Below are 25,354 nucleotides of genomic sequence, written 5' to 3' on the forward strand. Positions count from 1 at the left end.
GGCGGTGTGTGTCGAGAGTATCACAGATGTTGGGCGCAAAGGTTAAAGGTTTCTGAAACTTTGCGCCCCCCATAGTCCCGCTGGTCACAGCTCCCTGATCTTGTCCGCCCGCAACGGGCAAGCCAGATAAACGCCGAACTCTTTGCCGATATCGGCGCTGACCCGCGCGTGAACCGCACCTTGCCGGTCGAGAAACCGCTGGTCGTCTTCGACAGGAAAGATCCCCTCGTGCCAGATGCCGGGATGGATATAGAGCCCCTGCGTCCCGTCGCACCAGAACGCCACCACCTTTTCCGGCGTCAGGTTGTCGCCGGGCAGGGCTGCGGGGATGATGAAAGGCTTGTTGTCCAGTGGCCAGAACATCTGCCCGCCATCCGGGTGATAGTTCATATGCCACAGTAAGACCTGATCGCGCGGCGCCGTTCGCTGTGCCATCTGTGCCCGCTGCGGATCGGTCGACCAACCGAGGACGTAGTGGCCGTTGACCGCTTCGTTCTTGCCATACAGCACATCGCCCTTCCATTCGCCGTGAAACGTGCCTTCGACCCAGCCGCCTTCGTCGCCGGTGCCTTCGTCAATGGGCCGCCAGCCCTGTTGCGGCCAGCGGGCGATTTCGATCTCGAACCCCTCGGGATCATCAACTAGACAGCCGTAGCCCTTGACCGACGCATCAGTGGCCCGGATCAGGGGCACCTCGTGCCAGGGCAGCGAGGGCTTGCTGCTGGCTTCGAAGATATATTCCGGTGCGTTCATGTGGCCCCCAAGTGTTTGTCGACCATGCGCTGCACCATCGGTGCGAAATGTGCATAATCGGGTGTGTCCATATCGGCGCGTTTGCCGGCCTCATCCAGATACCGGACCTGAATGATCTCTTTCAGGTTCGGGTTGGCTTCGAACGCGGTGACCTCATCGGCACTCATCGGGCCGCCCTGCAACTCCAGCGTGTGGACCGAGGCAGCAGACAGGCGGTTGAAATATTCGGGCTTGGTGGCGCAGAGATAGCGTTTGGCCGCAACGTGATAGCGGCAGCAATCGGTGATGACCGAGGGGAAGAACTGCTCCAGCACCTCGGCCCCCGCGTCCTCGTGATGGCGGTCTTCGGTGTCGTCTGGATGATAAGTACCGAACTCGGATGTGAAATGGCCGATGTCATGCAGCAACGCCCCGACGATGATCTCTTCAGACTGGCCATTCTGTTCGGCGATGGTGGCGCCTTGCAGCATATGTTCCGCCATGGTGACCGGCTCGCCCAAATATTCCTCACCGCCGCGACGGTCGAAGATGTCACCGATGAAGGCCACGATATTGTCGCGACTTAGGGTCGAAAAATCGGGTTTCATTCCGCCGCCTCCGGCGTTGCCATCTGCATCGCGGCTAGGGTGGACAGCAACCCGTCCTTGTCGGCGTAACACCCCTGCAACCAGCGCGAGCCCGCGCCGGAATAGCCCAGCCGCGCGTGCAGCACGCGGGTGTTGTCGACGATAAAGCTCTCGCCCGGTTCCAGTTTGAACGACACGCCCATGGCCGGGTCGTCGATGATTTCACCCAACTGGCGATAGGCGGCGTAATAGGCCTCCATCTTGTCAAACGGCACATCCACGAAGGGCGCGGAGGAGCGGTTGTTAAAGCGGATGCCAACCAGTTCACCATCCGGCGACAGTTCGATCATCGGGCGGCGCGAGCGCAGGCAGACCCCGTCCGAGCCTTTGTATTCGAACCGCGCCGGGTAACCGGCCAGGAGGGCAAAGCCGTCAGGGTTCTGATCGCGCAGTTTCTCGGCGGCGCGGAAGCCGTCGACAACGATGGACTCGCCGCCCTCGGCACTGTTTTCCAGGCAATAAAGGATCTGCAGCGTCGGCACCGGATCGCGATAGGGGTTGTCGGTATGGGCCTGCAGCCCCAGCCCGGTATAGGCGAGGTTGGTCGGGTTCACCTCGGTCCGCACTTCGAAATAGGGGCCATAGTTGGTCTCGCGCACATAACCGAACAGGTCAGCGACCTTCAGCAGGGCTTCAGGTTCGGTCGGGCCGCCGGTCAGCTTGGCAAATCCATATTCGGCGACAGCCGCCAGCCAGTTGCGTTTCACGGCGGGGGTGGCGTGCACTTCGGCCCAGTGCGCGACGGGCGCGTCGATACCACGCTGCCATGTGGTGATGCCGGGGGCTGTGCGCCCGAAATCCGCGTCCTGATCGTGGTCATAGATGTGGGTGGCCAGCCAATCAGAGGGGAAGGTCACCGATTTATCTTCGGGCTGGAACGTGACGCGCAGATCCCCATCGACAACCTCAGCCGCGTCGATCCTGATGTCGGTGGGAATGTCCCCGACGGTGATCAGGCGCTGCCCGTTACCCGGCGAGCGGGTCTCAGGGTCCAGCGCATTGTCGCGCAGCCAGATGGCGTGAAACCGGGCTTGGGTACCGGTGTCGAATTCAACGGTAACAACCGTAGGCGTGTGGGTGGCAGAGCGCAGCATGGGGTCTCTCCTGTTCGCGCGGGCTTTGCTTGAGGAAATACGCGCCTCATGACATTACTACAATTAATCCTTCTTTCTGCTGAGGCTTGGAAAAACTAATGGCTAGGAAAAAGATCGGCCTGCCCCCGCTGGACTGGCTGCGCGTGTTCGAGGCCGCCGGGCGGCTGGGTGGGTTTTCTGCCGCCGCGCGCGAATTTGGCCTGACGCAGGCGGCTGTCAGCCAGCGGATCGGCAACCTTGAGGCCTGGCTGGGCCGCACCCTGTTTGTGCGCGAGGCACGCGGTGTGTCGCTGACGATCGAAGGCGAAAGCTATCTGCCGTTGGTGCAGGACAGCCTGCGGGCACTAGAGCACAATACCGAGGACTTGTTCGGAACCTCGCCGCGTGAATTGCGCGTGGCCGGTCTGTCCTCGCATATCTATGCGCTGGTATTGCCGGGCATCCCGCGGTTTCTAACGCTGCAGCCCAAGGTGCGGCTGATGACGGATTCGGTGGCTCGCCGTTCGTCACTGGATGAGGAAAAGACCTGGTTGCAGATTCGCTATGGGCGCGGGGCCTGGCCCGGGCGCGAAGCAGCATTGATCGCAAAAGAGGTGCTTGTGCCGATGGCTGCGCCGGACATCGCATGGGGTGCCCCGCTGATTGATCAACGCGGCGAGCGACCGGGGTGGAGGGACTGGGCGCGCAGCGCCGGTGTTGAGGACCTGCCACCTGCCCATGTCAGCTTCGATTCGATGGGCCACTCCATTGCGGCTGCACGTCAGGGGATGGGGGTTGTGCTGGGGTCTGTGCCACTTGCGGCGGGCAACACCCGAGCGGGTCAGCTGAGCAGCCTGGACCTTCCAGCGCTGGAAACGCGCGAAGGTTATTGGCTGACATGGCCCGAGGATCGGGTGCGGTCGAAAAAGCAGCGCGCGTTGATCGACGACTTCCTGACGGCATTGCGCGGCTAAAACGATCAGAAATCGATCGCGATGCCCTTTTTCTCCCAATCGCCATACCGGGCGGGGTCGGGGCCGTCGCGCCCGCCCAATTCCTTTGGCCTCTCTTTGGCCTCGGCTTCAGCCTTGCGGCGGCGGTCTTCGGCCTCGGCCAAAGCGCGCTGGGCGGCTGGGGGCAGGTCTTTGCGGTCGTCGCTCATGACATCGGGTTCCTTTCCGTGCACGGGCTTGATATACGCCCCCGTCCGCCAATGGCAATGCGGGCGAGAGTCACATCAAAGGCGGTTCCATGTCCGACAACGCAACAGCGGCGCGGCGTAGCGCGATCTATCTGCTGGATCAGATATTGGGTGAGGGCCGGCTGTTGCCCGAATGTTTGGCCGCAGGCGCACTGGACCGGCTGGGGCCGGAAGATCGCGCGCGGGCGCAACGCCTGACGCTGGAAACCCTGCGCGGGCTGGAACGTGCCGACCGACTGCTGGACAATCACCTGAACCGTACCCCCGATCTGACGGTCCATAACGCGCTGCGCCTTGGTGCGGTCGAACTGTGCCACGGCGAGGCGGCGCATGGCGTGGTCAATTCCATGGTCGAGATCGTCGGGCGTTCACGCAAACACGGACGACTCAAGGGGTTGGTGAATGCGGTGCTGCGCAAAGTGGCGGCCGAAGGGCCCGAGGCCTGGCCCAGGATGCGGGTGCCGCGCCTGCCGGACTGGCTGCGCGATCCGCTGATTATGGCCTGGGGGGCCGAGGCTGTCGCGGGTATGGAACGGGCGCATTTCGCCGGTGCCCCGCTGGATATTTCGCTGAAACCGGGCACTCAGGGTCCCGGTGATGCCCTGCCAACCGGTTCGATGCGCGTTAGGGATGCGGGGCAGGTCTCGACCCTTCCGGGTTTTGATGCAGGTGATTGGTGGGTACAGGACGCCGCTGCTGCTGTGCCTGTACAGATTCTGGCCCCCAAAGAAGGTGAGGCTGTTCTGGACCTTTGCGCGGCGCCGGGTGGCAAGACGCTGCAACTGGCCGCTGCCGGGGCTGAGGTCACCGCGCTTGATATTTCAGAGGCGCGTCTTGAACGGGTGCGTGAAAACCTTGCGCGCACAGGTCTGACCGCCACGATCATCGCAGGCGACGCGCTGGAACATCAGGGCCAGTACGACGCCATCCTGCTGGACGCACCCTGTTCGGCCACGGGAACGATCCGGCGGCACGCGGATCTGCCCTTTGCCAAGGATGGATCAGAGTTCGGCGGGTTGATCGAGTTGCAAGCGCACATGCTTGCCCATGCCTGGACCCTGCTGAAGCCTGGTGGGCGGCTGGTGTATTGCACATGTTCCCTGCTGCCGGATGAAGGCGAAGTGCAGATTGAAGAGGCGCTGGCGCAGTATCCGGATATGCGCATCGACCGGGACGCGCTCAATGTCCCGGGTGTGGATGCGGGCTGGATTACCGTAGAAGGCGGTCTGCGCCTGCGCCCTGATTATTGGGCGGATCTGGGCGGTATGGACGGCTTTTACGTGGCCTGCCTGAACAAAACGCCCTAAGGGCACGCTTTTCGATGACTTGACGATCGCCCCGGTCTATCGTTGGTTCAGGCGCCAGCAGAGCGCAAGGGGCAGAGTAACGAGCGTCATGTCAAACTCAGATACCATGACCAATCGGTGGACACGGTTTCAGAACCGTCTCTACGCACGCCTCAGTCAGCGGCGCAAGGCGGTCACCGGTTTTGTGGGAGAGCCAGAACCGCGCACTGTCGGCTCTTTTGCCCGTGGGCGGCAATTGGTGGCAGGAAATCTTTTATTTGCAGGGTATCTGGTCGAAGCACAGGACACCAACCTGTGGGATGTCGTCGCGCCCAGCAAAGGGTTCGATGACGAACGCCACGGATTTGCCTGGCTGGATGATCTGGCAGCCGTCGGCGATATGCGGGCGCGGGAAAAAGCCCAGCGGTGGGTTTGGGGCTGGATTGAGGCGCATGGCCGCGGTCACGGCCCCGGTTGGGCCCCGGACCTGACCGGACGGCGCGTGATACGCTGGATCAACCACGCGGTGTTTTTGCTGCGCGGCAGAAATGAAACGCAACAGGAACTGTTCTTTCGCGCTTTGGCACAGCAAACATGGTTCCTTTCAAAACGCTGGTCTGCAGCAACACCCGGCCTGCCCCGGTTCGAGTCGCTGGCCGGGCTGGTACAGGCGGGGCTTGCGCTTGAAGGTCTGGAGCAGATGGCAGACCCCGCTTTGCGCGCCCTGGCGCGGGAATGCGAAAAGCAGATCGATCAGAAGGGCGGCATTTCGACTCGCAACCCGCAGGAATTGCTGGATGTGTTCACGCTGCTGGCCTGGACCTCGGCTGCGCTTAGCGATCTGGGGCGGGGCACGCCCGGTGCGCAATCCAATGCGATCAAACGCATGGCCCCGACCCTGCGCAGCCTGCGGCATTCCGACGGTGGGCTGGCGCGTTTTCACGGCGGTGGCCGCGGGGTTGAAGGGCGGTTGGATCAGGCTTTGGCTCAAAGTGGGGTCAGACCGAACCATGCAACCGGTCTGGCGATGGGATTTGCCCGTCTCTATGCCGCACGTACCAGTGTAATCGTCGATGCAGCCACGCCGCCGAAAGGGGCCGCGTCGTTCAACGCTCATGCGTCGACCCTGGCATTTGAGCTGACCTCGGGGCGACGTCCCCTGATCGTGAATTGCGGGGCTGGTGGTAGCTTTGGCTCGGAATGGCGCCGCGCTGGACGTGCCACGCCGTCTCATTCGACCCTGTGTCTGGACGGTTATTCCAGTGCCCGGCTGGCACCCCCGGCCCCCGGCACCGAAAACGAGGCTTTGGTCGACGCGCCACAGGACGTGCCGGTCGATTTCGAAGAGGCGTTTGAGGGGACGCGCTTTATGGTGGGGCATGATGGCTATGCCAAGGTTTTTGGTTTGACCCACGCCCGCACGTTCGAGCTGCGTTTTGACGGCCGCGAACTGACCGGTGAGGATATTTTGCTGACCGCCACCGATAAGTCCAAGAGGCAGTTTGACAAGGCGCTGGATGCCTCGGGGATGAAAGGCATCGGCTTTGATATCCATTTTCACCTGCATCCGGACGTGGACGCGGCCATTGATTTGGGCGGTGCAGCGGTGTCGATGGCGCTCAAGAGCGGAGAGATCTGGGTTTTTCGCCATGACGGTGTGGGAAAATTGTCAGTCGAGCCAAGCGTTTACCTTGAAAAGGGTCGGCTAAAGCCACGCGCGACAAAACAGATCGTTCTATCCGGGCGCGCAATGGAGTATGCGACGCGCATCCGGTGGACATTGAGCAAGGCGCAGGACACTGCCTATGCCGTGCGCGATCTGCACCGGGACGAGCCCGAGTTTGACTGACGCCAAAAGGACCTTTGGACCCATGACCGATCTTCACCCCGTGCGCCGCGCGTTGCTTTCCGTTTCCGACAAGACCGGACTAATCGAGCTGGGTAAGGCGCTGGCAGAGCGCGGGGTCGAACTGCTGTCGACCGGCGGCACGGCGCGGGCGCTGCGGGATGCCGGGCTTGCGGTCAAAGATGTGAGCGAGCTTACCGGCTTCCCCGAGATGATGGATGGCCGGGTCAAGACCCTGCACCCGATGGTTCATGGCGGGTTGCTGGCGCTGCGCGACAACGACACCCATGTGGCTGCGATGGAGGAACACGGCATCGGTGCCATCGATCTGCTGGTCGTGAACCTCTATCCGTTTGAGGCCACCGTGGCCAAAGGCGCGGGCTATGACGAATGCATTGAAAATATCGATATCGGTGGCCCGGCAATGATCCGCGCCGCGTCCAAGAACCATAGTTTCGTCAATGTGGTTGTGGACGTTCAGGATTATGATGCGCTGCTGGCGGAACTAGCGGCAAATGACGGCCAGACCTCTTACGCCTTCCGGCAGCGGCTGGCGCAAACCGCTTATGCGCGCACGGCGGCCTATGACGCGGCTGTGTCGAACTGGATGGCGGATGCGCTGGATCTAGAAGCGCCACGCCGCCGCGCCTTTGCCGGTGAGATGAAACAGACCCTGCGCTATGGCGAGAACAGCCACCAGACGGCTGCGTTCTATACCGATGGCACCGACCGTCCGGGTGTGGCCACTGCCGTGCAACATCAGGGCAAAGAACTGAGCTATAACAACATCAACGACACAGATGCAGCATTCGAATTGGTCGCCGAGTTTGATCCGACCAATGGGGCCGCCTGTGCCATCATCAAACACGCCAACCCCTGTGGAGTGGCGACAGGGACCACGCTGCTGGATGCTTACAAGGCCGCATTTGACTGCGACCGCACCTCGGCCTTTGGTGGTATTGTAGCGCTGAACCAGCCGCTGGACGCCGCAACCGCGCAGGAAATCACCGGTATCTTTACCGAAGTGGTGATTGCCCCCGGTGCCTCGGATGAGGCCAGGGCGATCTTTGCGGCCAAAAAGAATCTGCGTCTGTTGACAACCGATGCACTGCCGGATGTGTCTGCTGGCGGCAAGACCGTGCGTCAGGTGGCCGGTGGCCTGCTGGTGCAGGACAAGGATAACGGCTTTGTCGGCATGGATGACTTGAAGGTCGTCACCAAAAAGGCCCCGTCTGAAGACCAGATGCGCGATCTGCTGTTTGCCTGGAAAGTGGCGAAACATGTCAAATCCAACGCCATCGTCTACGTCAAGGGTGGGGCGACCGTGGGCGTGGGCGCCGGCCAGATGAGCCGCATCGATTCCGCCCTGATCGCCGCCAAAAAAGCTGAACGCATGGCCGAGGCGCTGGGCCTGCCGCAGCCGTTGACCATCGGGTCTGCAGTGGCGTCCGATGCGTTCTTCCCCTTTCCCGACGGCTTGATGGAAGCCGCCGAGGCCGGAGCCACATGTGTGATCCAGCCCGGCGGGTCGATGCGCGATGACGAGGTGATCGCGGCCGCAGACGAGGTCGGGCTGGCCATGGTCTTCACCGGCATGCGCCATTTCCGTCACTGATGCGATACCGTCCCTTAATCTGGGCTGCTCTGGCTGCCACTTTGATCGACCAGATCAGCAAGTATCTGGTCGTTCATGTAATGCGGGTGGCGGCAGGCGATATCGATGTTCTGCCACCGCTGCTGGTGTTCAAATACGGCGAGAATCGCGGCATCAACTTTGGTCTGTTCCAGGGCAATACCGAAGCTGCCCGCTGGGTGCTGATCGGTATCTCGGTGGCCATCTCGGTCGGGGTTCTGATCTGGCTGATGCGATCGACGCCGTCGAAACTGATGATGATATCCGGCGGGCTGCTGATCGGTGGCGCAATCGGCAATGTCGTCGATCGGCTGCTATACGGCTATGTGCTGGATTTCCTCAACATGTCGTGCTGTGGCATCAACAACCCTTTTGTGTTCAATCTTGCGGATGTGTTCATCTTTGGCGGTGCCATCGGACTTGTGTTGTTCGAGGGCAAAAAGCCCTCGTGACGTGCCTTGGGAAATGCGATAAAAGCGCCTGAAACAGGCTGGAGACTCTGATGCGGTTGCCGCGTTCAATATTTGCTGTGACATTGGCCTTTGCGGCCGCTGGGTGTTCTAACATCGGCCTGCGCCACCTTGAGGCGCCGGGGCCGGGCCCCGATGAGTTTGCGGTGATGCCGGTCAAGCCGCTGACGCAGCCGCAGGACTATGGCTTTTTGCCTGCCCCCTCGCCGGGTGGGGCGAACCTGACGGATCCCAATCCCAAGGCCGACGCGGTTGTCGCACTGGGTGGCAATGCTGCGGCGCTGACGCCGGGCAATGCGATTCCGTCCTCGGATTCGGCACTTGTTTCCGCGTCCAGCCGCTATGGCGTTACGGCGAATACGCGGCAAGTTGTCGATACTGAGGATGCCGAATTCCGTCGCCGTCAGGGTCGACTGACACAGCTGCGCCTGTTCAAGGTGGATCGCTATTCACAGGTCTATCGCCGTCAGGCGCTGGATGCCAGTAAGCAAACTCAGGCTGCACGGCGCGCCGGGATCGAGACGCCCTCTGCGCCTCCGGCTGATGAATAATCCTTAACTTTTTGTCATCAGCCTTGAACCTGCGCGGCTCCACCGTAGTTTGAAACCCATAAACGAAACGGAGGACGCCCCATGGTTCGGGCTCTGGCATTGTCTGCCGCCTTGATCGCCGCCACCCCGGTTTTTGCTGCGGATGGTCACGAAGCGGTCACCACCTTCACGCTGGACAACGGCATGGACGTTGTTGTGATCGAAGATCACCGCGCGCCGGTCGTGCAACACATGGTCTGGTATCGCGCCGGATCGGCGGACGAGCCGATCGGGTCCTCTGGCGTGGCGCATTTCCTGGAACATCTGCTGTTCAAGGGCACCGATACGCTGGCTCCGGGTGAGTTTTCTGCCACCGTCGCCGCCAATGGCGGCAATGACAACGCGTTTACCTCATACGACTATACCGCCTATTTCCAGCGCGTCGCCGCCGACCGGCTGGAGCTGATGATGCGGATGGAGGCGGACCGGATGCGCAACATTCGCCTGTCTGAAGAGGACATCCTGACCGAACGAGACGTGATCCTTGAGGAACGCAACCAGCGCACCGAAAACAACCCCCGTGCCCTGTTTGGTGAGCAGATGAGTGCAGCGCAGTACCTGAACCACCGCTATGGCGTGCCGATCATCGGCTGGATGCACGAGATGGAAGAACTGGATATGGAGGACGCGTTGTCCTTCTATCAGACCCATTACGCGCCCAATAACGCCATTCTGGTGGTGACCGGGGATGTAGAACCCGACGATGTCAAATCCCTGGCCGAGCAGTATTACGGCGTCATCCCGGCCAATCCGGACCTGCCCGAGCGTGTGCGGTCACAAGAACCGCCGCAAACGGCCGAACGCCGCCTAACCTACAAAGATGCGCGTGTGTCGCAGCCTTATGTGCAGCGCAGCTATCTTGCGCCGGAACGCGATGCCGGAGCGCAGGAAAAGGCCGCCGCCTTGTTCTTGCTGGCCGAGTTGCTGGGCGGCAGCACCACGTCTTACCTGAACGAAAAGCTGCAGTTCGAACAGCAGATGGCCGTCTATACCGGTGCCTTCTATCGGGGTGTGTCGTTGGATGATACGACCTTTGATCTGCTGATCGTCCCGGCGCAGGGCGTGTCGCTGCAAGAGGCCGAAGATGCCATGGATCAAGCCGTGGTCTCGTTTATCGCCGAGGGTGTGAACGAAGACGATCTTGAGCGGATCAAGATGCAGCTGCGCGCCGCGCAGACCTATGCGCGCGACAATGTGGACGGGATCGGCAATCGTTATGGCCGTGCCCTGACCAGTGGCCTGACGGTCGAGGACGTGCAGGCTTGGCCCGATGTCCTGCAGGCCGTGACCAGCGACGAAATCCTGGCCGCCGCGCGCGAAGTGCTGCAACCCGAAACGTCAGTCACTGGCTGGCTGATGCGCGACGATGAGGTGACGCAATGAAACGGATCTTCGCAACCCTGATCGCCTTTGTCATCGCGCTGCCCGCCTGGGCCGAGATTGACATTAAACAGGTCACCTCGCCCGGTGGCATAACAGCCTGGCTGGTCGAGGATCACTCGATTCCCTTCACTGCGCTGGATATGCGCTTTCGGGGCGGCACCTCATTGGATGAACCGGGCAAACGCGGTGCCGTCTATCTGATGAGCGGCCTGATCGAAGAGGGCGCAGGTGATATGGACGCCCGCACCTATGCGCGCGAGCTGGAATCGCTGGCGGCGTCCTTCGGGTACAATGCGTCCGATGACTCGGTGTCTATTTCCGCGCAATTCCTGACTGAAAACCGCGACCAAGTCATTGAACTGCTCCGCACCACGATTCACGAGCCACGTTTTGACCAGGATGCAGTGGACCGTGTGAAGGCGCAGGTTCTGTCTGGCCTGCGCTCGGATCAAACTGACCCAAATGATATTGCCGGGCGCAGCTTTGCGCAGATGGCCTATGGCGATCACCCTTACGGCTCGGAAGGCAAGGGCACGATTGACAGCGTCAGCGCCCTGACCCGCGAAGATGTGGTCACCGCGTATGACAATGTGCTTGCCAAGGATCGGCTCTATGTCGGTGCGGTTGGCGATATTACCCCGGAAGAGCTGGGCGCGCTGCTGGACACGCTTTTGGCGGACTTGCCTGATACCGGCAAAGCCATTCCGGACCGGGCAGATGTGACCATTTCCGGCGGTGTCAGCGTTGTCGACTTCGACACCCCGCAATCCGTGGCCCTGTTTGGGCATGCGGGTATTGACCGGGACGATCCCGATTTCTTTGCGGCCTTTGTTCTGAACCACATTCTTGGGGGCGGTGGCTTCGAAAGCCGCCTGATGCAGGAAGTGCGCGAAAAACGTGGCCTGACCTACGGCGTCGCGACCTATCTGGTGCCCAAGGATTTGGCCTCGGTCTATCTGGGGTCCGTGTCCTCGGCCAATGATCGCATCGCCGAAGCGGTCGAGGTGATCCGCAACGAATGGGCGCGTGCCGCATCCGAGGGCGTGACCCAGAAAGAGCTGGACGATGCCAAGACCTATCTGACCGGCGCTTATCCGTTGCGGTTTGACGGCAACGGACAGATCGCGGGAATCATGGTCGGGATGCAGATGGATGACCTGCCCATCGACTATATCATCACCCGCAACGACAAGGTGAACGCGGTCACTCTGGAAGACGTGAACCGGGTCGCATCGGAATTGCTGGATCCCGACGGGCTGCACTTTACCATCGTCGGCAAGCCCGAAGGGCTGGACGGCTGAGTTTTAAGCGGCTGCGGGGCGTCTCTGCGCCCGCAGCGTGTGCTTGTTACTGCTGAGCAGTTTTTGCCGCGTATGCCGGAAATGCGCGGCCTTCAACGCGTCGTCGATATGACGGTTGCGCCGCAGCAGGCGGGTCAGGCGGATATTGTCGAACACCAGGCATTTTGTGGGTTCCGTGGCGATGACCGTGGCCGTGGCAGGTAGGCCGAGGCCAAATGTCAGTTCACCCAAAATCTCATCCTCCCCGCATTGATTGATGACCCGGCCGTTTTTCAGAATCGTGGTCCGACCGCTCAGGACAAAGCCCAGAAAGTCGGTTGTCTTGCCTTCCTCGATCAGGATGTCGCCGTTGTCATAGGTCTTGGTCGTGGCGGTGTTCAGTAATTTCCGGGCCTGATGGGGTTTCAGCGATTCCAGGTGCAGGGCGATGAACTGGCGCTCGTCATCGGAAAACCGCACCAGATGTCTGGACAGAAATCCACGCAGCAGGCCCAGGATCGAGATCGAGATATAGGCCAGCTGAATGATTGAACCGGCCAGATTGAACTCTTCCGACATGCTGAACAGAACACAACCAGCGGCGGTTATCACCAGAATTGGGTACAGGGTTCCATTCCCGCGGATGAACCCCATCTGCAACATGAAGTAGCCCAGGATGTACAGACCCGCGCCAAATACGCCGACCATCGTGGCCACCTGAACAACTTCAGGGATTTCAAACGGAAAACTCAACATAACCAGACCCACTCAATACTTTGAATGGGCCTTACGCTGGGGCAGCTGGGTGAAGCTGTATATGAACAGCTTCACAAGTTATGGACATTTATGAATGCGCTTTAACCTGCGCCGCTGATACCGGGGCCCTACTCGCCGTAGGGCACCCAGACATTTTTGACTTCTGTGGCGGCCTGCAGAAACCGGCGCGAATGATCTGTGTGCCAGTCGGTGGCCATGCCGTTATTGACCCATACGCGTTTCAGGTTTCCGGCAGACGCTTTCTCGATCTCTGCCGACAGGTCGCTGGACGAAAAGCTCCAGACCGCATCCACGTTCAGATGCGAGGCCAGCGGTTTCGCCAGTTCCGCGTGGCTGCCGGTTAGGATGTTGACCACGCCCGCAGGCACGTCCGAGGTCTCCAGGATCTGATAGAAATCCGTTGCCGCCAGCGGGTAAGGCTCGGATGCCGCCAGCACCAGCCGGTTGCCCATCGCAATCGCCGGCGCCATGGCCGAGATCAGCCCCAGCAGCGGCGCCTCATCGGCGCAGAGCGCGCCGATGACACCGGTTGGTTCCTTCATCGCAATGGCCACACCCCGGATCGGGACGCCATGCACCTGACCGTCATACTTGTCGGCCCAGGCAGCGGCGGTAAACAGGCGCTGGATCGAAGCCTCGACTTCTTTCGCGCCATCTTTCCGGCCGGTCATGGCGTCGATACGGGTGGCAAATTCATTCGCGCGGGCCGAAAGGTTTTCACCAATGTAGTACAGGATCTGAGCGCGCAGGTGGCCGGTGGTTTTGGACCAGCCCGTGGCACCAGCAGCGGCCTCAACCGCGTTGCGAACATCCTTGCGATTGGCAAGGCCCACGTGACCCAGCAAGCCGGACTTGCCCCAGACCGGTTTCGAATAGCCGCTATCAGGCCGCGCCTGCTTGCCGCCGACATACATTTTGGCGGTGCGGTCAATCGGATCGACCGGTGCGCCCTCGCCTGTGGCCGCCTCGATCTTGGTCAGCGGTTTGGCCTTGCCCTTGGGCTTGGTATAGGCCGTCAGCCCCTCCCAGCCGCCTTCACGACCAAAGCCGCTTTCCCGCACGCCGCCAAACCCGGCGGCGGCGTCAAAGAGGTTGGTGGCATTCACCCAGACCACGCCCGCAACCAGCTTGGGCGCGATGTCCAGCGCCAGGTTCACATTCTCGGTCCAGACCGTCGCGGCCAGCCCATAGCGCGTGTTATTGGCCAGCTCGACCGCCTCGGACGGGGTTCGGAAGGTCGAGGACACCAGCACCGGGCCAAAAATCTCTTCCTGCATCAGCGGGTCCGAGGTTTCCAACCCCGAGATCAGTGTCGGCGGGTAGAAACACCCGTTCTCGGGCAGATCGCACGCGGCCTGGTGCATATGCCCGGCGGTGTTGCTGTCGACCATACCCTTGATGGTTTGCAACTGGACCGGGTCTACAACTGCACCCACATCGATACATTTATCCAGTGGATCGCCGATGCGCAGGGTATCCATCCGGGCGCGCAGCTTGTTGTGGAAGCGGTCGGCGATGCCCTCCTGCACCAGCAGGCGCGACCCCGCGCAGCAGACCTGACCCTGATTGAACCAGATCGCATCGACCAGACCTTCGATGGCTGAATCGATATCGGCGTCGTCAAAGACTATGTAAGCGGACTTGCCACCCAGTTCCAATGTCAGTTCCTTGCCCGAACCCGCCGTCGCCTCACGAATACGGCGACCCACGGCGGTTGATCCGGTAAAGGCGATCTTGTCCACGTCCGAGGCCACAATCATCTCACCCACCGCACCATCGCCTGTGACGATGTTGACGACGCCCTTGGGCAGTCCGGCCTGCGTGCAGATATCGGCAAACAGCAATGCAGTCAGAGAGGTATACTCAGCCGGTTTCAGAACCACCGTATTGCCCATCGCCAGTGCGGGCGCCACTTTCCAGGCCAGCATCAGCAGCGGAAAGTTCCACGGGATGATCTGACCGCAAACCCCCAGCGCCTGCGCGTCTGGCAGTTCGCTTTCCATCAGCTGCGCCATGCCGGCGTGATAGTAGAAATGACGCTGGACCAGAGGGATATCGATATCGCGCGATTCACGGATCGGTTTGCCGTTGTCCAGGCTTTCCAGAACCGCGAACAGGCGCGAGTGCTTTTGCAACAGGCGGGCAATGGCGTAAAGACACCGTGCCCGGCCGGCGCCTCCCAGTTTCTCCCACTTCGGCTGCGCCTTGCGCGCGGCGGCTACGGCTGCGTCCACATCCGCTTGTTTGGCTTGTGTCAGCTTGGCCAGAACTTCGCCGGTCGCGGGATTGCGGCTGTCGAACCCCTTGCCGGGCTTGGTGAAGGCGCCGTCGATATAGTGACCAAACTTATCGCCCTGATCGACCAGCCAGGCCAGCGCCTCGGCGGCGCTTTCAGGGGCGGGGCCATAGTCCATGGTTTCGAAGATTTCTTTCACAGTCATTGTTCAAGTTTCTCAAGCATGTGTTTCATCGAAGCACCAAAAAACTCTATGTTCTCGTGGAGCCGTTCCTTCGAAAAGCGTCGCGACTTTCCGATCTCTTGCAGACATTCAGCAAATAGTCTTAAATCCCTAGCCATCATGGAAACTTCGACTCGTGCTTCTAGTCGTCGGCATTCAACTTCGTTTCGGAGGTCAGCGCGCTCCTCAACTTCAAGCGCGCCATCACAGATGTCGTCTATTTCTTTAATCGCACCAACGAAATCCCCTTCAGAGGCTCTCAGCGGCACTCCATCAATGCCATTGGCCACTAACTTCCAAGTACCTTGCATGTAGTCAGAATTCGCCATCGAACTACCCCATGGAGTGACGGTAACCGGCGGAATACGCGCCCGTTACATAGTGTTCCAACTGCCGCTCGATATCGCCCAGCAGGGACGACGCACCAAAGCGGAACAGGTCCGGCTCGAGCCAGCGGTCGCCCAGTTCGTCTTTGATTAGCGACAGGTAAACCAACGCGTCTTTTGCCTTCGAAATGCCGCCCGCGGGTTTGTAGCCGACACGGTAGCCGGTGCGATCATAATAATCGCGGATGGCACGGATCATCACGAGGCTAACTGGCAGCGTCGCGTTGACGCTCTCCTTGCCGGTTGAGGTTTTGATGAAATCCGCCCCGGCCATCATGCACACCAGTGAGGCGCGGGCGACGTTGCGCAGGCTACCCAGCTCTCCGGTGGCGAGGATGGCCTTTACATGTGCGTCCCCGCAGGCTGTGCGAAAGGCCTTCATCTCATCATACAAGGCCTGCCAATCCCCGGACAGGACGTGGCGGCGCGAGATGACGATGTCGATCTCTTCGGCGCCCGCTTTGACGCTTTCTTCAATCTCGGCCACGCGCAAATGAAAGGGCGACAGACCCGCAGGAAATCCGGTGGACACGGCGGCCACCGGAATGCCAGTGCCTTTCAAAGCCTCGACCGCGGCTTCGATCATATCGTGGTACACGCAAACCGCACCTGTCGTAATCGGCGGCATGTCCAGCGCCTGCAACGTGGCGGGTGCCACGGGCTGGCGCGCTTTGGAGCAAAGCCTGCGCACCCGACCCACCGTATCATCCCCTGACAATGTGGTCAGGTCGATCATGGTGACAGCCTTCAGCAGCCAGGCGGCCTGATAGTCCTTTTTGACCGACCGGCGACCGGGCAGGGTGGCGGCGCGGCGCTCAATCGCCGAGGTGTTGGCTTGCACCGCGCGCACCCAGTCCAGATCAAGGTCCATACCGGGGTTTCTGGGCTCGGTCACTTGCGGCAGATGCGCGGTGCGCACGGGGCTTTCTGAGCTCTGCGTTTCCATACTCACGTCCTTTGGGAGGTTTGCGCCAAAATCGCACGGGTCGCGCATAAATGGAAGGCATAGCCGGGAAACGTGCGCAAATTTTTTGACCAAACGGACAAAAATCAACACTTTCTTGCGAATAATTCGCAATAGCGTTGACTTAATTGCGAATGGTTCGCATATTCATTCTCAAGAGACACTTAAATCGGGGTTTGACATGATTCGTCGCAGCTTTATTGCAGCATTGGCATTTGCCGCTGCATTGCCATTGACGGCCTGGGCCGAAGCGCCCCTGAAAGTGGTCGCCACAACCGGCATGATCGCTGATGCGGCGCGTCAGGTCGGCGGCGATCAGGTTGAGGTGAAGGGCTTGATGGGCCCCGGCGTCGATCCGCACGCCTATCGCCAGACGCGCACTGATATCGTGGCCATGACGCGTGCAGATCTGATCCTGTGGCATGGGTTGTATCTGGAAGCACAGATGGAAGATTTTTTCCACGATCTGGGCCGCAAACGCAACGTGGTGGCCGTGGCCGAAGGAGTCGATCCCGCAAAGCTGCGCGCGCATGATGATTATGCCGACAAATACGACCCGCATGTCTGGATGAGCCCGGTTCTGTGGCGCGATGTGGTGGTCGAAGTACAAAAAGCGCTGACCGAGGCCCGCCCCGAAGCCGCTGAAGTCTTTGCTGCCAATACGCAGACCTTTCTTGCCGAGATGGATCAGTTGGAAGCCTACGGTGCGCGGGCACTGGCCGCTGTGCCCGAAGACAACCGCGTGCTGGTCACAGCGCATGATGCCTTTGGGTATTTCGGCGCCGAATACGGCTATGAGGTGCTGGGCATTCAGGGCATCTCGACCCAGTCCGAGGCTGGTCTGAACCGGATCGGCGAACTGGTCGATACGCTGGTGAACAAGCAATTGACGGCGGTGTTCGTGGAAAGCTCGGTATCCGATCGGTCGATGCGGGCGCTGATCGAAGGGGCGGCTGCAAAAAGCCATGACGTTGGTGTGGGCGGAGAGCTTTATTCCGATGCCATGGGCGAGCCGGGCACCTATGAGGGTACGTATATCGGGATGCTGGACCATAATATCACGGTCATTGCCGGTGCGCTGGGCGCGGATGTTCCCGGCCGCGGTATGAACGGCAAATTGTCGGCGGGGTTTTGAGATGACGCTGGAGCTGGCCGCAGATCAGGGTGTTTCCGTCGCAGAACGCAGCGTTGAGGACAGCCCGCTTGCCATTCGGGGTCTGACCGTTTCCTACGGACAGAAACCGGCTGTGTTTTCTGTGGATATGACGGTGCAACCGGGTGCAATGACAGCGATCATCGGGCCGAATGGTGCGGGTAAATCCACCCTGCTCAAGGCGGCTCTGGGGATTGTATCACCACTGTCGGGACAGGTTACCGTCTATGGCAAGCCACTGGCAGATCAACGCGCGCGTATCGCCTATGTGCCGCAGCGCGCCAGCGTGGATTGGGACTTCCCCACCCGTGTGATCGATGTGGTTTTGATGGGCCTGTCACGCCAGTTGGGTCTGTTGGGCCGGGTACGCGCACGGCATATGGCCTCTGCAATGGATTGCCTGCGCCGGGTGGGCATGCGTGATTTTGCGGATCGTCAGATCGGTCAGCTTTCGGGCGGACAACAACAGAGGGTCTTTCTGGCCCGCGCGCTGGCGCAGGATGCGGACCTCTACCTGCTGGATGAACCGTTCGCCGGGGTTGATGCGGCCACCGAAAAGGCCATCATCGAAGTACTGAAATCGCTGAGAGAGGGCGGCAAGACTGTCGTGGTCGTGCATCACGATCTGGCCACCGTCACCGATTATTTTGACCATGTGTTCCTGATCAACACTCGCAAAGTGGTCGAAGGGCCCGTGGCCCAAGCCTTTACCGCCGAGACCCTGCAATCCGCTTATGGCGGTCGTCTGGCCACCGCTCAGATCGACCAGATCTCGCGCGCGCTGGGATAACACATGCTTTGGGACGCGCTGACTCTGCAGTTGGGCTATAACGCCACACTGGTCGCCGTTGGCGCGACTTTGCTGGGGGTGTCGGCCGGAGTGACCGGGACCTTTCTGTTTCTGCGCAAACGTGCGCTGGTCAGCGATGCGATCAGCCATGCGACCCTGCCGGGCGTGTGCCTGGCCTTCATGGTGCTGGTCGCGTTTGGTGGGGATGGGCGCAACCTGATTGGGCTGCTGGCCGGGTCGGCGATTTCCGCCTGGATCGGCCTGTTATGCATGAACTGGCTGACCCGCCGCACGCGCCTGGCCGAGGACGCAGCCATTGGCGCGATCCTGTCGGTGTTCTTCGGCTTTGGCATCGTTTTGCTGACCGTGATCCAGACCATGGGCGTTGGTCGACAGGCGGGGCTCGAGGGGTTTTTGCTGGGCTCAACCGCGGGGATGCTCTGGGCGGATGCGCTGATCATCGCGATTGGTGGCGCGGCGACGCTGGTTCTGGTGATGATCATCCGGCGTCCGATGACCATGGTGGCGTTTGACCCAGAATATGCCGCAGCCCGAGGTTTGCCGGTGCATCGGATCGATCTGGCGATGATGGGGCTGGTGATGGCGGTCACGGTTGTTGGCCTGAAGATCGTAGGGCTGATCCTGATTGTGGCCTTGCTGATCATCCCGCCGGTCACGGCGCGGTTCTGGACTGATCGGTCGGACCGCGTGGTGCTTCTGGCGGGTCTGGCAGGTGGTTTGGCCGGATATCTGGGCGCGGCGCTGTCGGCCTCGGCTCCGAACTTGCCAACTGGCCCGATCATTGTTCTGGTCAGCTTTGCCTTCTTCGCGCTGTCCCTGTTGCTGGCTCCTGTGCGTGGTGTTCTGGCCGCAGTTCTACAGCATTTGAAATTCCAGCGCCGGGTGCATATCCGTCAGGGTCTGCTGGCACTGGCGCAAGACCAGAAAATTTATGAACCGCTGACCCTGCGCCTGTTGAAGCGGGCCGGTCTGGCTCGTGCTGACGGTGTCGCCACCGAAGCAGGCAAAGCGCGCGCCGCCAAGGCCCTGCGCGACGAAAAGCGGTGGGAGGTGGTGCGCGCCGATCAGGCGCATGAGGCCACAGCCGCGTTGTATGATGGGCTGCGTGACATCGAAACGGTTCTAACCCAGGACCAGATCACCGAGATCGACCGCCTGATTGGCGGCCCGCAGGGGGTGCCCTCATGAGCGGTGAGGAATTTGTCCCCCTGTCGTTGACACCTTTGCTGATCGGCACCTTCGCGGCCATCGCCTGCGCGTTGCCCGGCAACTTTCTGGTATTGCGCAAACAGGCCCTGATCGGGGATGCAATCAGCCATGTGGTTTTGCCCGGTATCGTAGTGGCCTTTCTGCTGACCGGCGCGATCTCGACCTGGCCGATGATGCTTGGCGCGGCGGGCGCGGCCGTGGTGGCAGTGGTGATGATCGAGGCGATCCGCCGGTTGGGCCAGATCGAACCGGGCGCAGCGATGGGTGTTGTCTTTACTACCATGTTCGCTGGTGGCGTTCTGTTGCTGGAGCAGACCGATACCTCAACCGTGCATCTGGACGTGGAACATGCGTTGTACGGAAATCTGGAAAGCCTGATCTGGCTGGATGCCGTTGGCTGGTCGTCGCTATGGGACACTGAGGCGCTGGCCGGTTTGCCGCCCGAACTACCCCGGATCGCGCTGACCCTGATCGGGGTAATCCTGTTTATCTGGCTGTTCTGGCGCCCCCTGAAGATCTCGACCTTTGACGAAGGGTTTGCCCGCACGATCGGTATTCGTACCGGCGCACTGGGCATGGCGCTGGTCATCATTGCGGCGATTGCCGCTGTGGCCGCCTTTGACGCAGTCGGTTCGATCATCGTGATTGCCATGTTCATCTGCCCGCCAGCCGCGGCACGGATGATGACAAATCGGCTTGAAACCCAGATCGCCTGGAGCGTGGGCTTTGCCGTCCTGTCCGCCGTCTCTGGCTATGTTCTGGCCGGATACGGCCCTTTGTGGCTGGGCAGCACAGACGCCGTCAGCGCTGCAGGTATGATTGCTACGATGTCTGGTCTGATTCTGGCCTGCGCCGCGGTTTGGGGGCCGTGCCGAAACCGTGCAGGCGCCCCGGGTACGGCTTGACACGGCATGTTCCTGCCACCCCACCCTGCGGCCTGTCGGCTGATCTTTGCCCAGATGAATAAGGCAGTCAGAGTTAATGAACCTCATGCCATTTTTCATGTTAGTTCACCAATCACTGACAGTTAAATGACCACCACTCACTTCCGATCGTTCGAGCAATCGTGACCTTGATCGTCGTCTGATACCACCGGCGCGGCGCGATTGTTCGAACGCCCCCTCTCGTTCAAATTAGAGCCTTCAAACCAGTGGCAGAATCGCGCAAGCTTGTGCTAGGTCTGGTGGTATGGTGCAGGCAAACCCCAATATCAGCGAAAACCGACCGGTAATCCGACAGCTTGACGACGCTGCCATCAACCGCATTGCCGCCGGTGAAGTGGTGGAGCGACCGGCCTCGGCTGTGAAGGAGTTGGTGGAAAATGCCATCGATGCCGGGGCGAACCGGATTGCGATCGACATCGCTGACGGCGGCAAGACATTGATTCGCGTGACCGACGATGGCTGCGGAATTTCTGCCGATGATTTGCCCTTGGCGCTGTCCCGTCACGCGACGTCCAAGATAGACGGCTCGGATTTGCTGAATATTCACACCTTCGGCTTTCGCGGTGAGGCGCTGCCCTCGCTGGGTGCGGTTGGGCGGTTGACTATCACCAGTCGCGTTCCGGGTGGCGAAGGGGCTGCGATCCACGTGTCCGGTGGGTCGGTCGAGGCGGTTAAACCCGCCGCCCTGCGCGCGGGCACAGTGGTCGAGCTGCGCGATCTGTTCTTTGCGACGCCAGCGCGGTTGAAATTCATGCGCACCGACCGGGCCGAAGCGCAGGCAATCAACGATACAGTCAAACGTCTGGCCATGGCCGAACCATCGATCACCTTCACGCTGCGCGATGTCTCGGGCGGGGGTGAGGGGCGCGTGACCTTCCGTGCCGACCGCGAGAATGGTGATCTGTTTGACGCGCTACATGCCCGACTGGCGCGGGTGATCGGGCGCGAGTTCGCTGAGAACGCCCTGCAAATCGACGCCACCCGCGATGGGATCCGGCTGTATGGTTATGCGGCCCTACCGACCTATTCCCGAGGGGCGGCTGTAGCGCAGTATCTGTTTGTCAACGGACGGCCTGTCCGGGACAAGATGTTGACCGGGGCGTTGCGGGCGGCTTATTTCGATTTCCTCAGCCGCGACCGCCATCCGGCGGCGGCGTTGTTTATCGACTGCGATCCGACTCTGGTGGACGTCAACGTGCATCCCGCGAAATCCGAGGTCCGGTTCCGCGATCCCGGAGTGGCGCGCGGGCTGATCGTCTCGGCCTTGCGCCATGCGCTGGCCGAGGCCGGGCACCGGGCCTCCTCGACTGTGGCCAATGCAACGCTGGGGGCGATGCGGCCCGAGCCCGCGCAATCGACCCCGGCGCGCGTGTATCAGATGGACCGCCCCTCACCTGCGGCGCGGCAGGCTGCCTATCGCGCGCAAGCGCCCGGTTTTGCCGAGCTGGCCAAGGATTACAGCGGTAATTTTGTTGACCCCACACCTGTCACGATGCCCGAGGCCCTGGCGACGGAGCCACCCGCACAGGACTTGCCCCTGGGTGCTGCGCGCGGGCAGGTGCATGAGAACTACATCATCGCCCAGACTGCGGACGGGATGGTAATCGTCGACCAGCACGCAGCGCATGAGCGGCTGGTTTATGAGAAGCTCAAGACTCAGATGACCGAGAACGGCGTCGCCGCGCAAGCGCTGCTGATCCCCGAGATTGTTGAGCTGTCCGAAGGCGAATGCACGCGCCTGATGGCCGTCGCCGAGGATCTTACGCGCTTTGGCCTGACCATTGAGCGCTTTGGCGGTGGCGCGGTCGCGGTACGTGAAACGCCCGCCATACTGGGTGAGGTCGATGCCCGCGCGATGATCCTGGATATCCTGGATGAGCTGGCCGATCAGGGCGAAAGCCAGATGGTGCAGGCACGGATCGAGGCGATCCTGAGCCGGGTGGCCTGCCATGGCTCGATCCGCTCGGGCCGCCGGATGCGGGCTGAGGAAATGAACGCCCTGCTGCGAGAGATGGAGGCGACGCCCCATTCCGGCCAGTGCAACCATGGGCGGCCGACTTATGTGGAACTGAAGCTGGCCGATATCGAACGTCTGTTCGGACGCAGTTGATCCTGCGCCCTTGCCGGGCTATGAAGAATAAAACAAGAACATCCGAGGCGACATGATTGAGATTTCAGGCACCCAATATGCATTGAACGACCCGGTGATCCTGATCGGCGGCGGGCTGGTGGCCCTGATCCTGCTGTTGTTGTTCCTGTCGCTGCGCGCTGCCAACCGGTCTGCGCGGATGGCGGAACCGCTGGCGCGGCAGATGGCGCATTTAGGTCAGCATGTGCAACAGCTGGGACAGGGGCAAGAGCAGATGCGCGGCGGGTTGCAGCATGTCTCTGACACGCAGGCCAATGCGCAGGTGCAGGTGATCCAGACGGTCGAATCGCGCCTGTCCTCAGTGCAGCAGCAGATGAATGACCGGCTGGCGGATAATGCGATGAAATCCGCGCGGGCGTTGGCCGAGATGCAGGAACGGATGAAGGAATCGCTGCATGGGTCCTCGAAACAGACTGCGACCTCGTTGACGCAACTGCAGGAACGGCTGGCCGCCATCGACAAGGCGCAGGACAATATCACCAAACTGTCCGGCGACGTGTTGTCACTGCAGGATATCCTGTCGAACAAGCAGACACGCGGCGCCTTTGGTGAAATTCAGCTGAACGATATCGTCTCCAAGGCGCTGCCCGCGGACAGTTTCAAGCTGCAGGCGACGCTGTCGAACGGGCGTCGGGCGGATTGTCTGATCCATCTGCCGAACCCCCCGGGGCCGATTGTGATCGACAGCAAATTCCCGCTGGAGGCCTATGAGGCGCTGATCGGCTCGTCCAACGACATGGAGCTGAAAGCAGCCGTGCAGATGTTCCGGACCACGGTGCGCAAGCATATCAACGACATCTCCGAGAAATACATTCTCGATGGTGAAACCGCTGATGGCGCGCTGATGTTCCTACCGTCCGAGGCGGTCTATGCCGAACTGCACGCCAAGTTCCCGGAGCTGGTGCAGGAGAGTTTCAACAAACGTGTCTGGATCGTCTCGCCCACCACCTGCATGGCGACGTTGAATACGATGCGGGCGATCCTGAAGGATGCGCGGATGCGCGAACAGACGGGTGCAATCCGCAAGGAACTGGGCCTGCTGCATAAAGATGTGGATCGTCTGGGCGACCGTGTGTCCAATCTGGACCGGCATTTCGGACAGGCGGCCAAGGATATCTCAGAAATCAAGATCAGCGCCGAAAAGGCCGGACGCCGGGCGCAGCGGCTGGACAATTTCGATTTCGAGGAACTGGCCACCGACGATCACGCCAATGTGGTGCCGCTTGGTAAATCCGAGGCCTGAGCCTTACTGGATCGACAGATCCAGATTGTAGCCGACCGTCTTGCCGGTGTCCCGATCATTGCCCATCAGATAGACGCGTATCGTGTAATCTCCGTCCTGCGGTAGGTCGATGCGAGCGGTGTTGCCGTTGATCGAGCCAATATAGATCGCCTCTCCATCGCTGCCTGGAGGCAGGATATTGAAATAGATTACCCCGTTGCCATTGGTGTTACTGACCTGAAGTTCGGCAAACAACTCCTGCCCGGACTGTGCGCCGAGCCTATAGTCGAAATACTCGTTCCCGGTTATTGTCCCGTTGACCATAGTGCCGAAGTTACCCGGTTCAAACATCACGTCAGACACCCTCTGCGCCACGGCGGCTGAGGCAATCAGGCTCAGAACAAGGGCCAGAGATTTTATCATCTTGGTACACTCCACCATTTGGGGTGTCGGGCCAGCGAAGTACGATTTGGCCCGATGGTTCAGATGCGAAGGAAGGGCTGAAACAGCCGCGGCATCAACTTGCTGAACTTCAGCGGTGCGTCGGTGACCGCCAGGCATATACAGTCCTCGGTGATATCCGCCGTTGGCGTGTGGTGCAGGTCTTCGTCTGCTATCTCAACGTCACCACGCGCGAAGTGGTCTACTTCATCGGAAAACGCGCCTTGCAGAACCATGGTCAATTCGGTGCCATGATGGCTGTGATCTGGAACCGCCGCGCCTGCCGGGATAAACAGCAACCGTGCACTGGCATCGCGCGTGGTCGGTAAAATGGCCTGTTTTACCCCCATGCCAATGGACCGCCAACGAATGGCGTTCACATCGCCGCCGACGTAATCCCGCAAGGGAGCAGGCAGAACCGAACAGCCGGGGGGACTTGGTTTGGCAATTGGCGCGCCTTTTGCGATCATCGCCATGGTCGCGGCCAAAGAGCCATCGCTCATCCCGGCGCTTGCCTCCTGATCCTGCAGAACGCATCCACCAATAGCATCAAAGCTTTCCGCCCGCGCGCGGCAGTGGTCACACAGAGACAGATGTGTGGCGACCATCAGATCGAAAGCTTCGGGCAAGCTGCCCGCTGCATAGGCCATCAGCAGGTCGTCCGTGAGGTGATGTTTAATCTTGTTGCTCATCGTCGT

Annotated in this window: 24 protein-coding genes; 14 read left to right on the forward strand and 10 right to left on the reverse strand. The window is 60.7% G+C overall.

Features of this window, described 5'->3' with window-relative positions:
* Positions 1-84: 84 nt before the first annotated feature.
* Genes RUM8411_RS10900 through tmpA form a run of 3 tightly spaced genes read right to left on the reverse strand, consistent with a single transcriptional unit; the run spans position 85 to position 2,473 of the window.
* Complete coding sequence (locus RUM8411_RS10900) at positions 85-753, reverse strand: ureidoglycolate lyase (protein ID WP_085822709.1); 669 nt, start codon at positions 751-753, stop codon at positions 85-87.
* Entirely contained in the window at positions 750-1,340 is a 591-nt protein-coding gene (gene tmpB, locus RUM8411_RS10905) for a (R)-1-hydroxy-2-trimethylaminoethylphosphonate oxygenase (RefSeq protein WP_085822710.1), read from the reverse strand. The genes RUM8411_RS10900 and tmpB overlap by 4 nt, the downstream gene beginning before the upstream one ends.
* On the reverse strand, positions 1,337-2,473 hold the full coding sequence (tmpA, locus tag RUM8411_RS10910) for a 2-trimethylaminoethylphosphonate dioxygenase (protein ID WP_085822711.1): 1,137 nt from the start codon (positions 2,471-2,473) through the stop codon (positions 1,337-1,339). The genes tmpB and tmpA overlap by 4 nt, the downstream gene beginning before the upstream one ends.
* A gap of 98 nt (positions 2,474-2,571) precedes the next feature.
* Between tmpA and RUM8411_RS10915 the strand changes: the two genes are divergently transcribed.
* Positions 2,572-3,426: a LysR family transcriptional regulator gene (locus tag RUM8411_RS10915; RefSeq protein WP_085822712.1), complete on the forward strand. Its 855-nt coding sequence runs from the start codon at positions 2,572-2,574 to the stop codon at positions 3,424-3,426.
* Between the two features lie 5 nt (positions 3,427-3,431).
* Here RUM8411_RS10915 and RUM8411_RS10920 read toward each other — a convergent pair whose 3' ends face one another.
* Complete coding sequence (locus RUM8411_RS10920) at positions 3,432-3,614, reverse strand: DUF1674 domain-containing protein (RefSeq protein WP_085822713.1); 183 nt, start codon at positions 3,612-3,614, stop codon at positions 3,432-3,434.
* Positions 3,615-3,703: 89 nt separating this feature from the next.
* On the opposite strand from RUM8411_RS10920, the gene RUM8411_RS10925 reads away from it, so the two are divergent.
* The 7 genes from RUM8411_RS10925 to RUM8411_RS10955 all read left to right on the forward strand — a co-directional run bounded on the left by RUM8411_RS10925 (position 3,704) and on the right by RUM8411_RS10955 (position 12,162).
* On the forward strand, positions 3,704-4,960 hold the full coding sequence (locus RUM8411_RS10925; protein WP_085822714.1) for an RsmB/NOP family class I SAM-dependent RNA methyltransferase: 1,257 nt from the start codon (positions 3,704-3,706) through the stop codon (positions 4,958-4,960).
* An 88-nt stretch (positions 4,961-5,048) separates the two neighbouring features.
* Positions 5,049-6,788, forward strand: a complete 1,740-nt coding sequence (locus RUM8411_RS10930; RefSeq protein ID WP_085822715.1) for a heparinase II/III family protein — start codon at positions 5,049-5,051, stop codon at positions 6,786-6,788.
* Positions 6,789-6,810: 22 nt separating this feature from the next.
* A complete protein-coding gene (gene purH, locus RUM8411_RS10935; RefSeq protein ID WP_085822716.1) occupies positions 6,811-8,400 on the forward strand; it encodes a bifunctional phosphoribosylaminoimidazolecarboxamide formyltransferase/IMP cyclohydrolase in 1,590 nt (529 codons plus the stop codon).
* Complete coding sequence (gene lspA, locus RUM8411_RS10940) at positions 8,400-8,870, forward strand: signal peptidase II (protein WP_085822717.1); 471 nt, start codon at positions 8,400-8,402, stop codon at positions 8,868-8,870. The genes purH and lspA overlap by 1 nt, the downstream gene beginning before the upstream one ends.
* Positions 8,871-8,920: 50 nt before the next feature.
* Positions 8,921-9,439, forward strand: coding sequence for a DUF3035 domain-containing protein (locus tag RUM8411_RS10945; RefSeq protein WP_085822718.1), 519 nt, complete (start codon positions 8,921-8,923; stop codon positions 9,437-9,439).
* Between the two features lie 81 nt (positions 9,440-9,520).
* Positions 9,521-10,861 (forward strand): M16 family metallopeptidase, encoded by a 1,341-nt coding sequence (locus RUM8411_RS10950; protein ID WP_085822719.1) that lies wholly within the window; start codon positions 9,521-9,523, stop codon positions 10,859-10,861.
* Positions 10,858-12,162 (forward strand): M16 family metallopeptidase, encoded by a 1,305-nt coding sequence (locus RUM8411_RS10955; RefSeq protein ID WP_085822720.1) that lies wholly within the window; start codon positions 10,858-10,860, stop codon positions 12,160-12,162. Before RUM8411_RS10950 ends, RUM8411_RS10955 begins: the two co-directional genes overlap by 4 nt.
* 3 nt (positions 12,163-12,165) lie before the next feature.
* Here RUM8411_RS10955 and RUM8411_RS10960 read toward each other — a convergent pair whose 3' ends face one another.
* The 4 genes from RUM8411_RS10960 to deoC all read right to left on the reverse strand — a co-directional run bounded on the left by RUM8411_RS10960 (position 12,166) and on the right by deoC (position 16,709).
* Positions 12,166-12,897, reverse strand: coding sequence for a cyclic nucleotide-binding domain-containing protein (locus RUM8411_RS10960; RefSeq protein ID WP_143534877.1), 732 nt, complete (start codon positions 12,895-12,897; stop codon positions 12,166-12,168).
* Between the two features lie 128 nt (positions 12,898-13,025).
* On the reverse strand, positions 13,026-15,359 hold the full coding sequence (locus tag RUM8411_RS10965; protein ID WP_085822722.1) for an aldehyde dehydrogenase family protein: 2,334 nt from the start codon (positions 15,357-15,359) through the stop codon (positions 13,026-13,028).
* On the reverse strand, positions 15,356-15,706 hold the full coding sequence (locus RUM8411_RS10970) for a hypothetical protein (protein ID WP_143534878.1): 351 nt from the start codon (positions 15,704-15,706) through the stop codon (positions 15,356-15,358). The genes RUM8411_RS10965 and RUM8411_RS10970 overlap by 4 nt, the downstream gene beginning before the upstream one ends.
* 4 nt (positions 15,707-15,710) lie before the next feature.
* Complete coding sequence (gene deoC, locus RUM8411_RS10975) at positions 15,711-16,709, reverse strand: deoxyribose-phosphate aldolase (protein WP_085822724.1); 999 nt, start codon at positions 16,707-16,709, stop codon at positions 15,711-15,713.
* A gap of 199 nt (positions 16,710-16,908) precedes the next feature.
* Here deoC and RUM8411_RS10980 point away from each other — a divergent pair, with 199 nt between their 5' ends.
* The 6 genes from RUM8411_RS10980 (at position 16,909) to RUM8411_RS11005 (ending at position 24,236) form a co-directional block, all read left to right on the forward strand.
* Positions 16,909-17,862, forward strand: a complete 954-nt coding sequence (locus RUM8411_RS10980; RefSeq protein WP_085822725.1) for a metal ABC transporter solute-binding protein, Zn/Mn family — start codon at positions 16,909-16,911, stop codon at positions 17,860-17,862.
* A gap of 1 nt (position 17,863) precedes the next feature.
* On the forward strand, positions 17,864-18,670 hold the full coding sequence (locus tag RUM8411_RS10985) for a metal ABC transporter ATP-binding protein (protein ID WP_085822726.1): 807 nt from the start codon (positions 17,864-17,866) through the stop codon (positions 18,668-18,670).
* Positions 18,671-18,673: 3 nt separating this feature from the next.
* Positions 18,674-19,879, forward strand: coding sequence for a metal ABC transporter permease (locus RUM8411_RS10990; protein ID WP_085822727.1), 1,206 nt, complete (start codon positions 18,674-18,676; stop codon positions 19,877-19,879).
* Positions 19,876-20,805, forward strand: a complete 930-nt coding sequence (locus RUM8411_RS10995) for a metal ABC transporter permease (RefSeq protein WP_085822728.1) — start codon at positions 19,876-19,878, stop codon at positions 20,803-20,805. The genes RUM8411_RS10990 and RUM8411_RS10995 overlap by 4 nt, the downstream gene beginning before the upstream one ends.
* A gap of 283 nt (positions 20,806-21,088) precedes the next feature.
* Positions 21,089-22,954, forward strand: a complete 1,866-nt coding sequence (gene mutL / locus RUM8411_RS11000; protein ID WP_085822729.1) for a DNA mismatch repair endonuclease MutL — start codon at positions 21,089-21,091, stop codon at positions 22,952-22,954.
* Positions 22,955-23,006: 52 nt separating this feature from the next.
* Positions 23,007-24,236, forward strand: a complete 1,230-nt coding sequence (locus RUM8411_RS11005) for a DNA recombination protein RmuC (RefSeq protein ID WP_085822730.1) — start codon at positions 23,007-23,009, stop codon at positions 24,234-24,236.
* 3 nt (positions 24,237-24,239) lie between these two features.
* Here RUM8411_RS11005 and RUM8411_RS11010 read toward each other — a convergent pair whose 3' ends face one another.
* Together RUM8411_RS11010 and RUM8411_RS11015 are read right to left on the reverse strand one after the other, a co-directional pair.
* A complete protein-coding gene (locus tag RUM8411_RS11010) occupies positions 24,240-24,638 on the reverse strand; it encodes a hypothetical protein (protein WP_085822783.1) in 399 nt (132 codons plus the stop codon).
* Positions 24,639-24,697: 59 nt separating this feature from the next.
* Positions 24,698-25,348 (reverse strand): ChrR family anti-sigma-E factor, encoded by a 651-nt coding sequence (locus tag RUM8411_RS11015; protein ID WP_085822731.1) that lies wholly within the window; start codon positions 25,346-25,348, stop codon positions 24,698-24,700.
* Positions 25,349-25,354 lie beyond the last annotated feature (6 nt).

The sequence above is a fragment of the Ruegeria meonggei genome (assembly GCF_900172215.1).
GTDB lineage: Bacteria > Pseudomonadota > Alphaproteobacteria > Rhodobacterales > Rhodobacteraceae > Ruegeria > Ruegeria meonggei.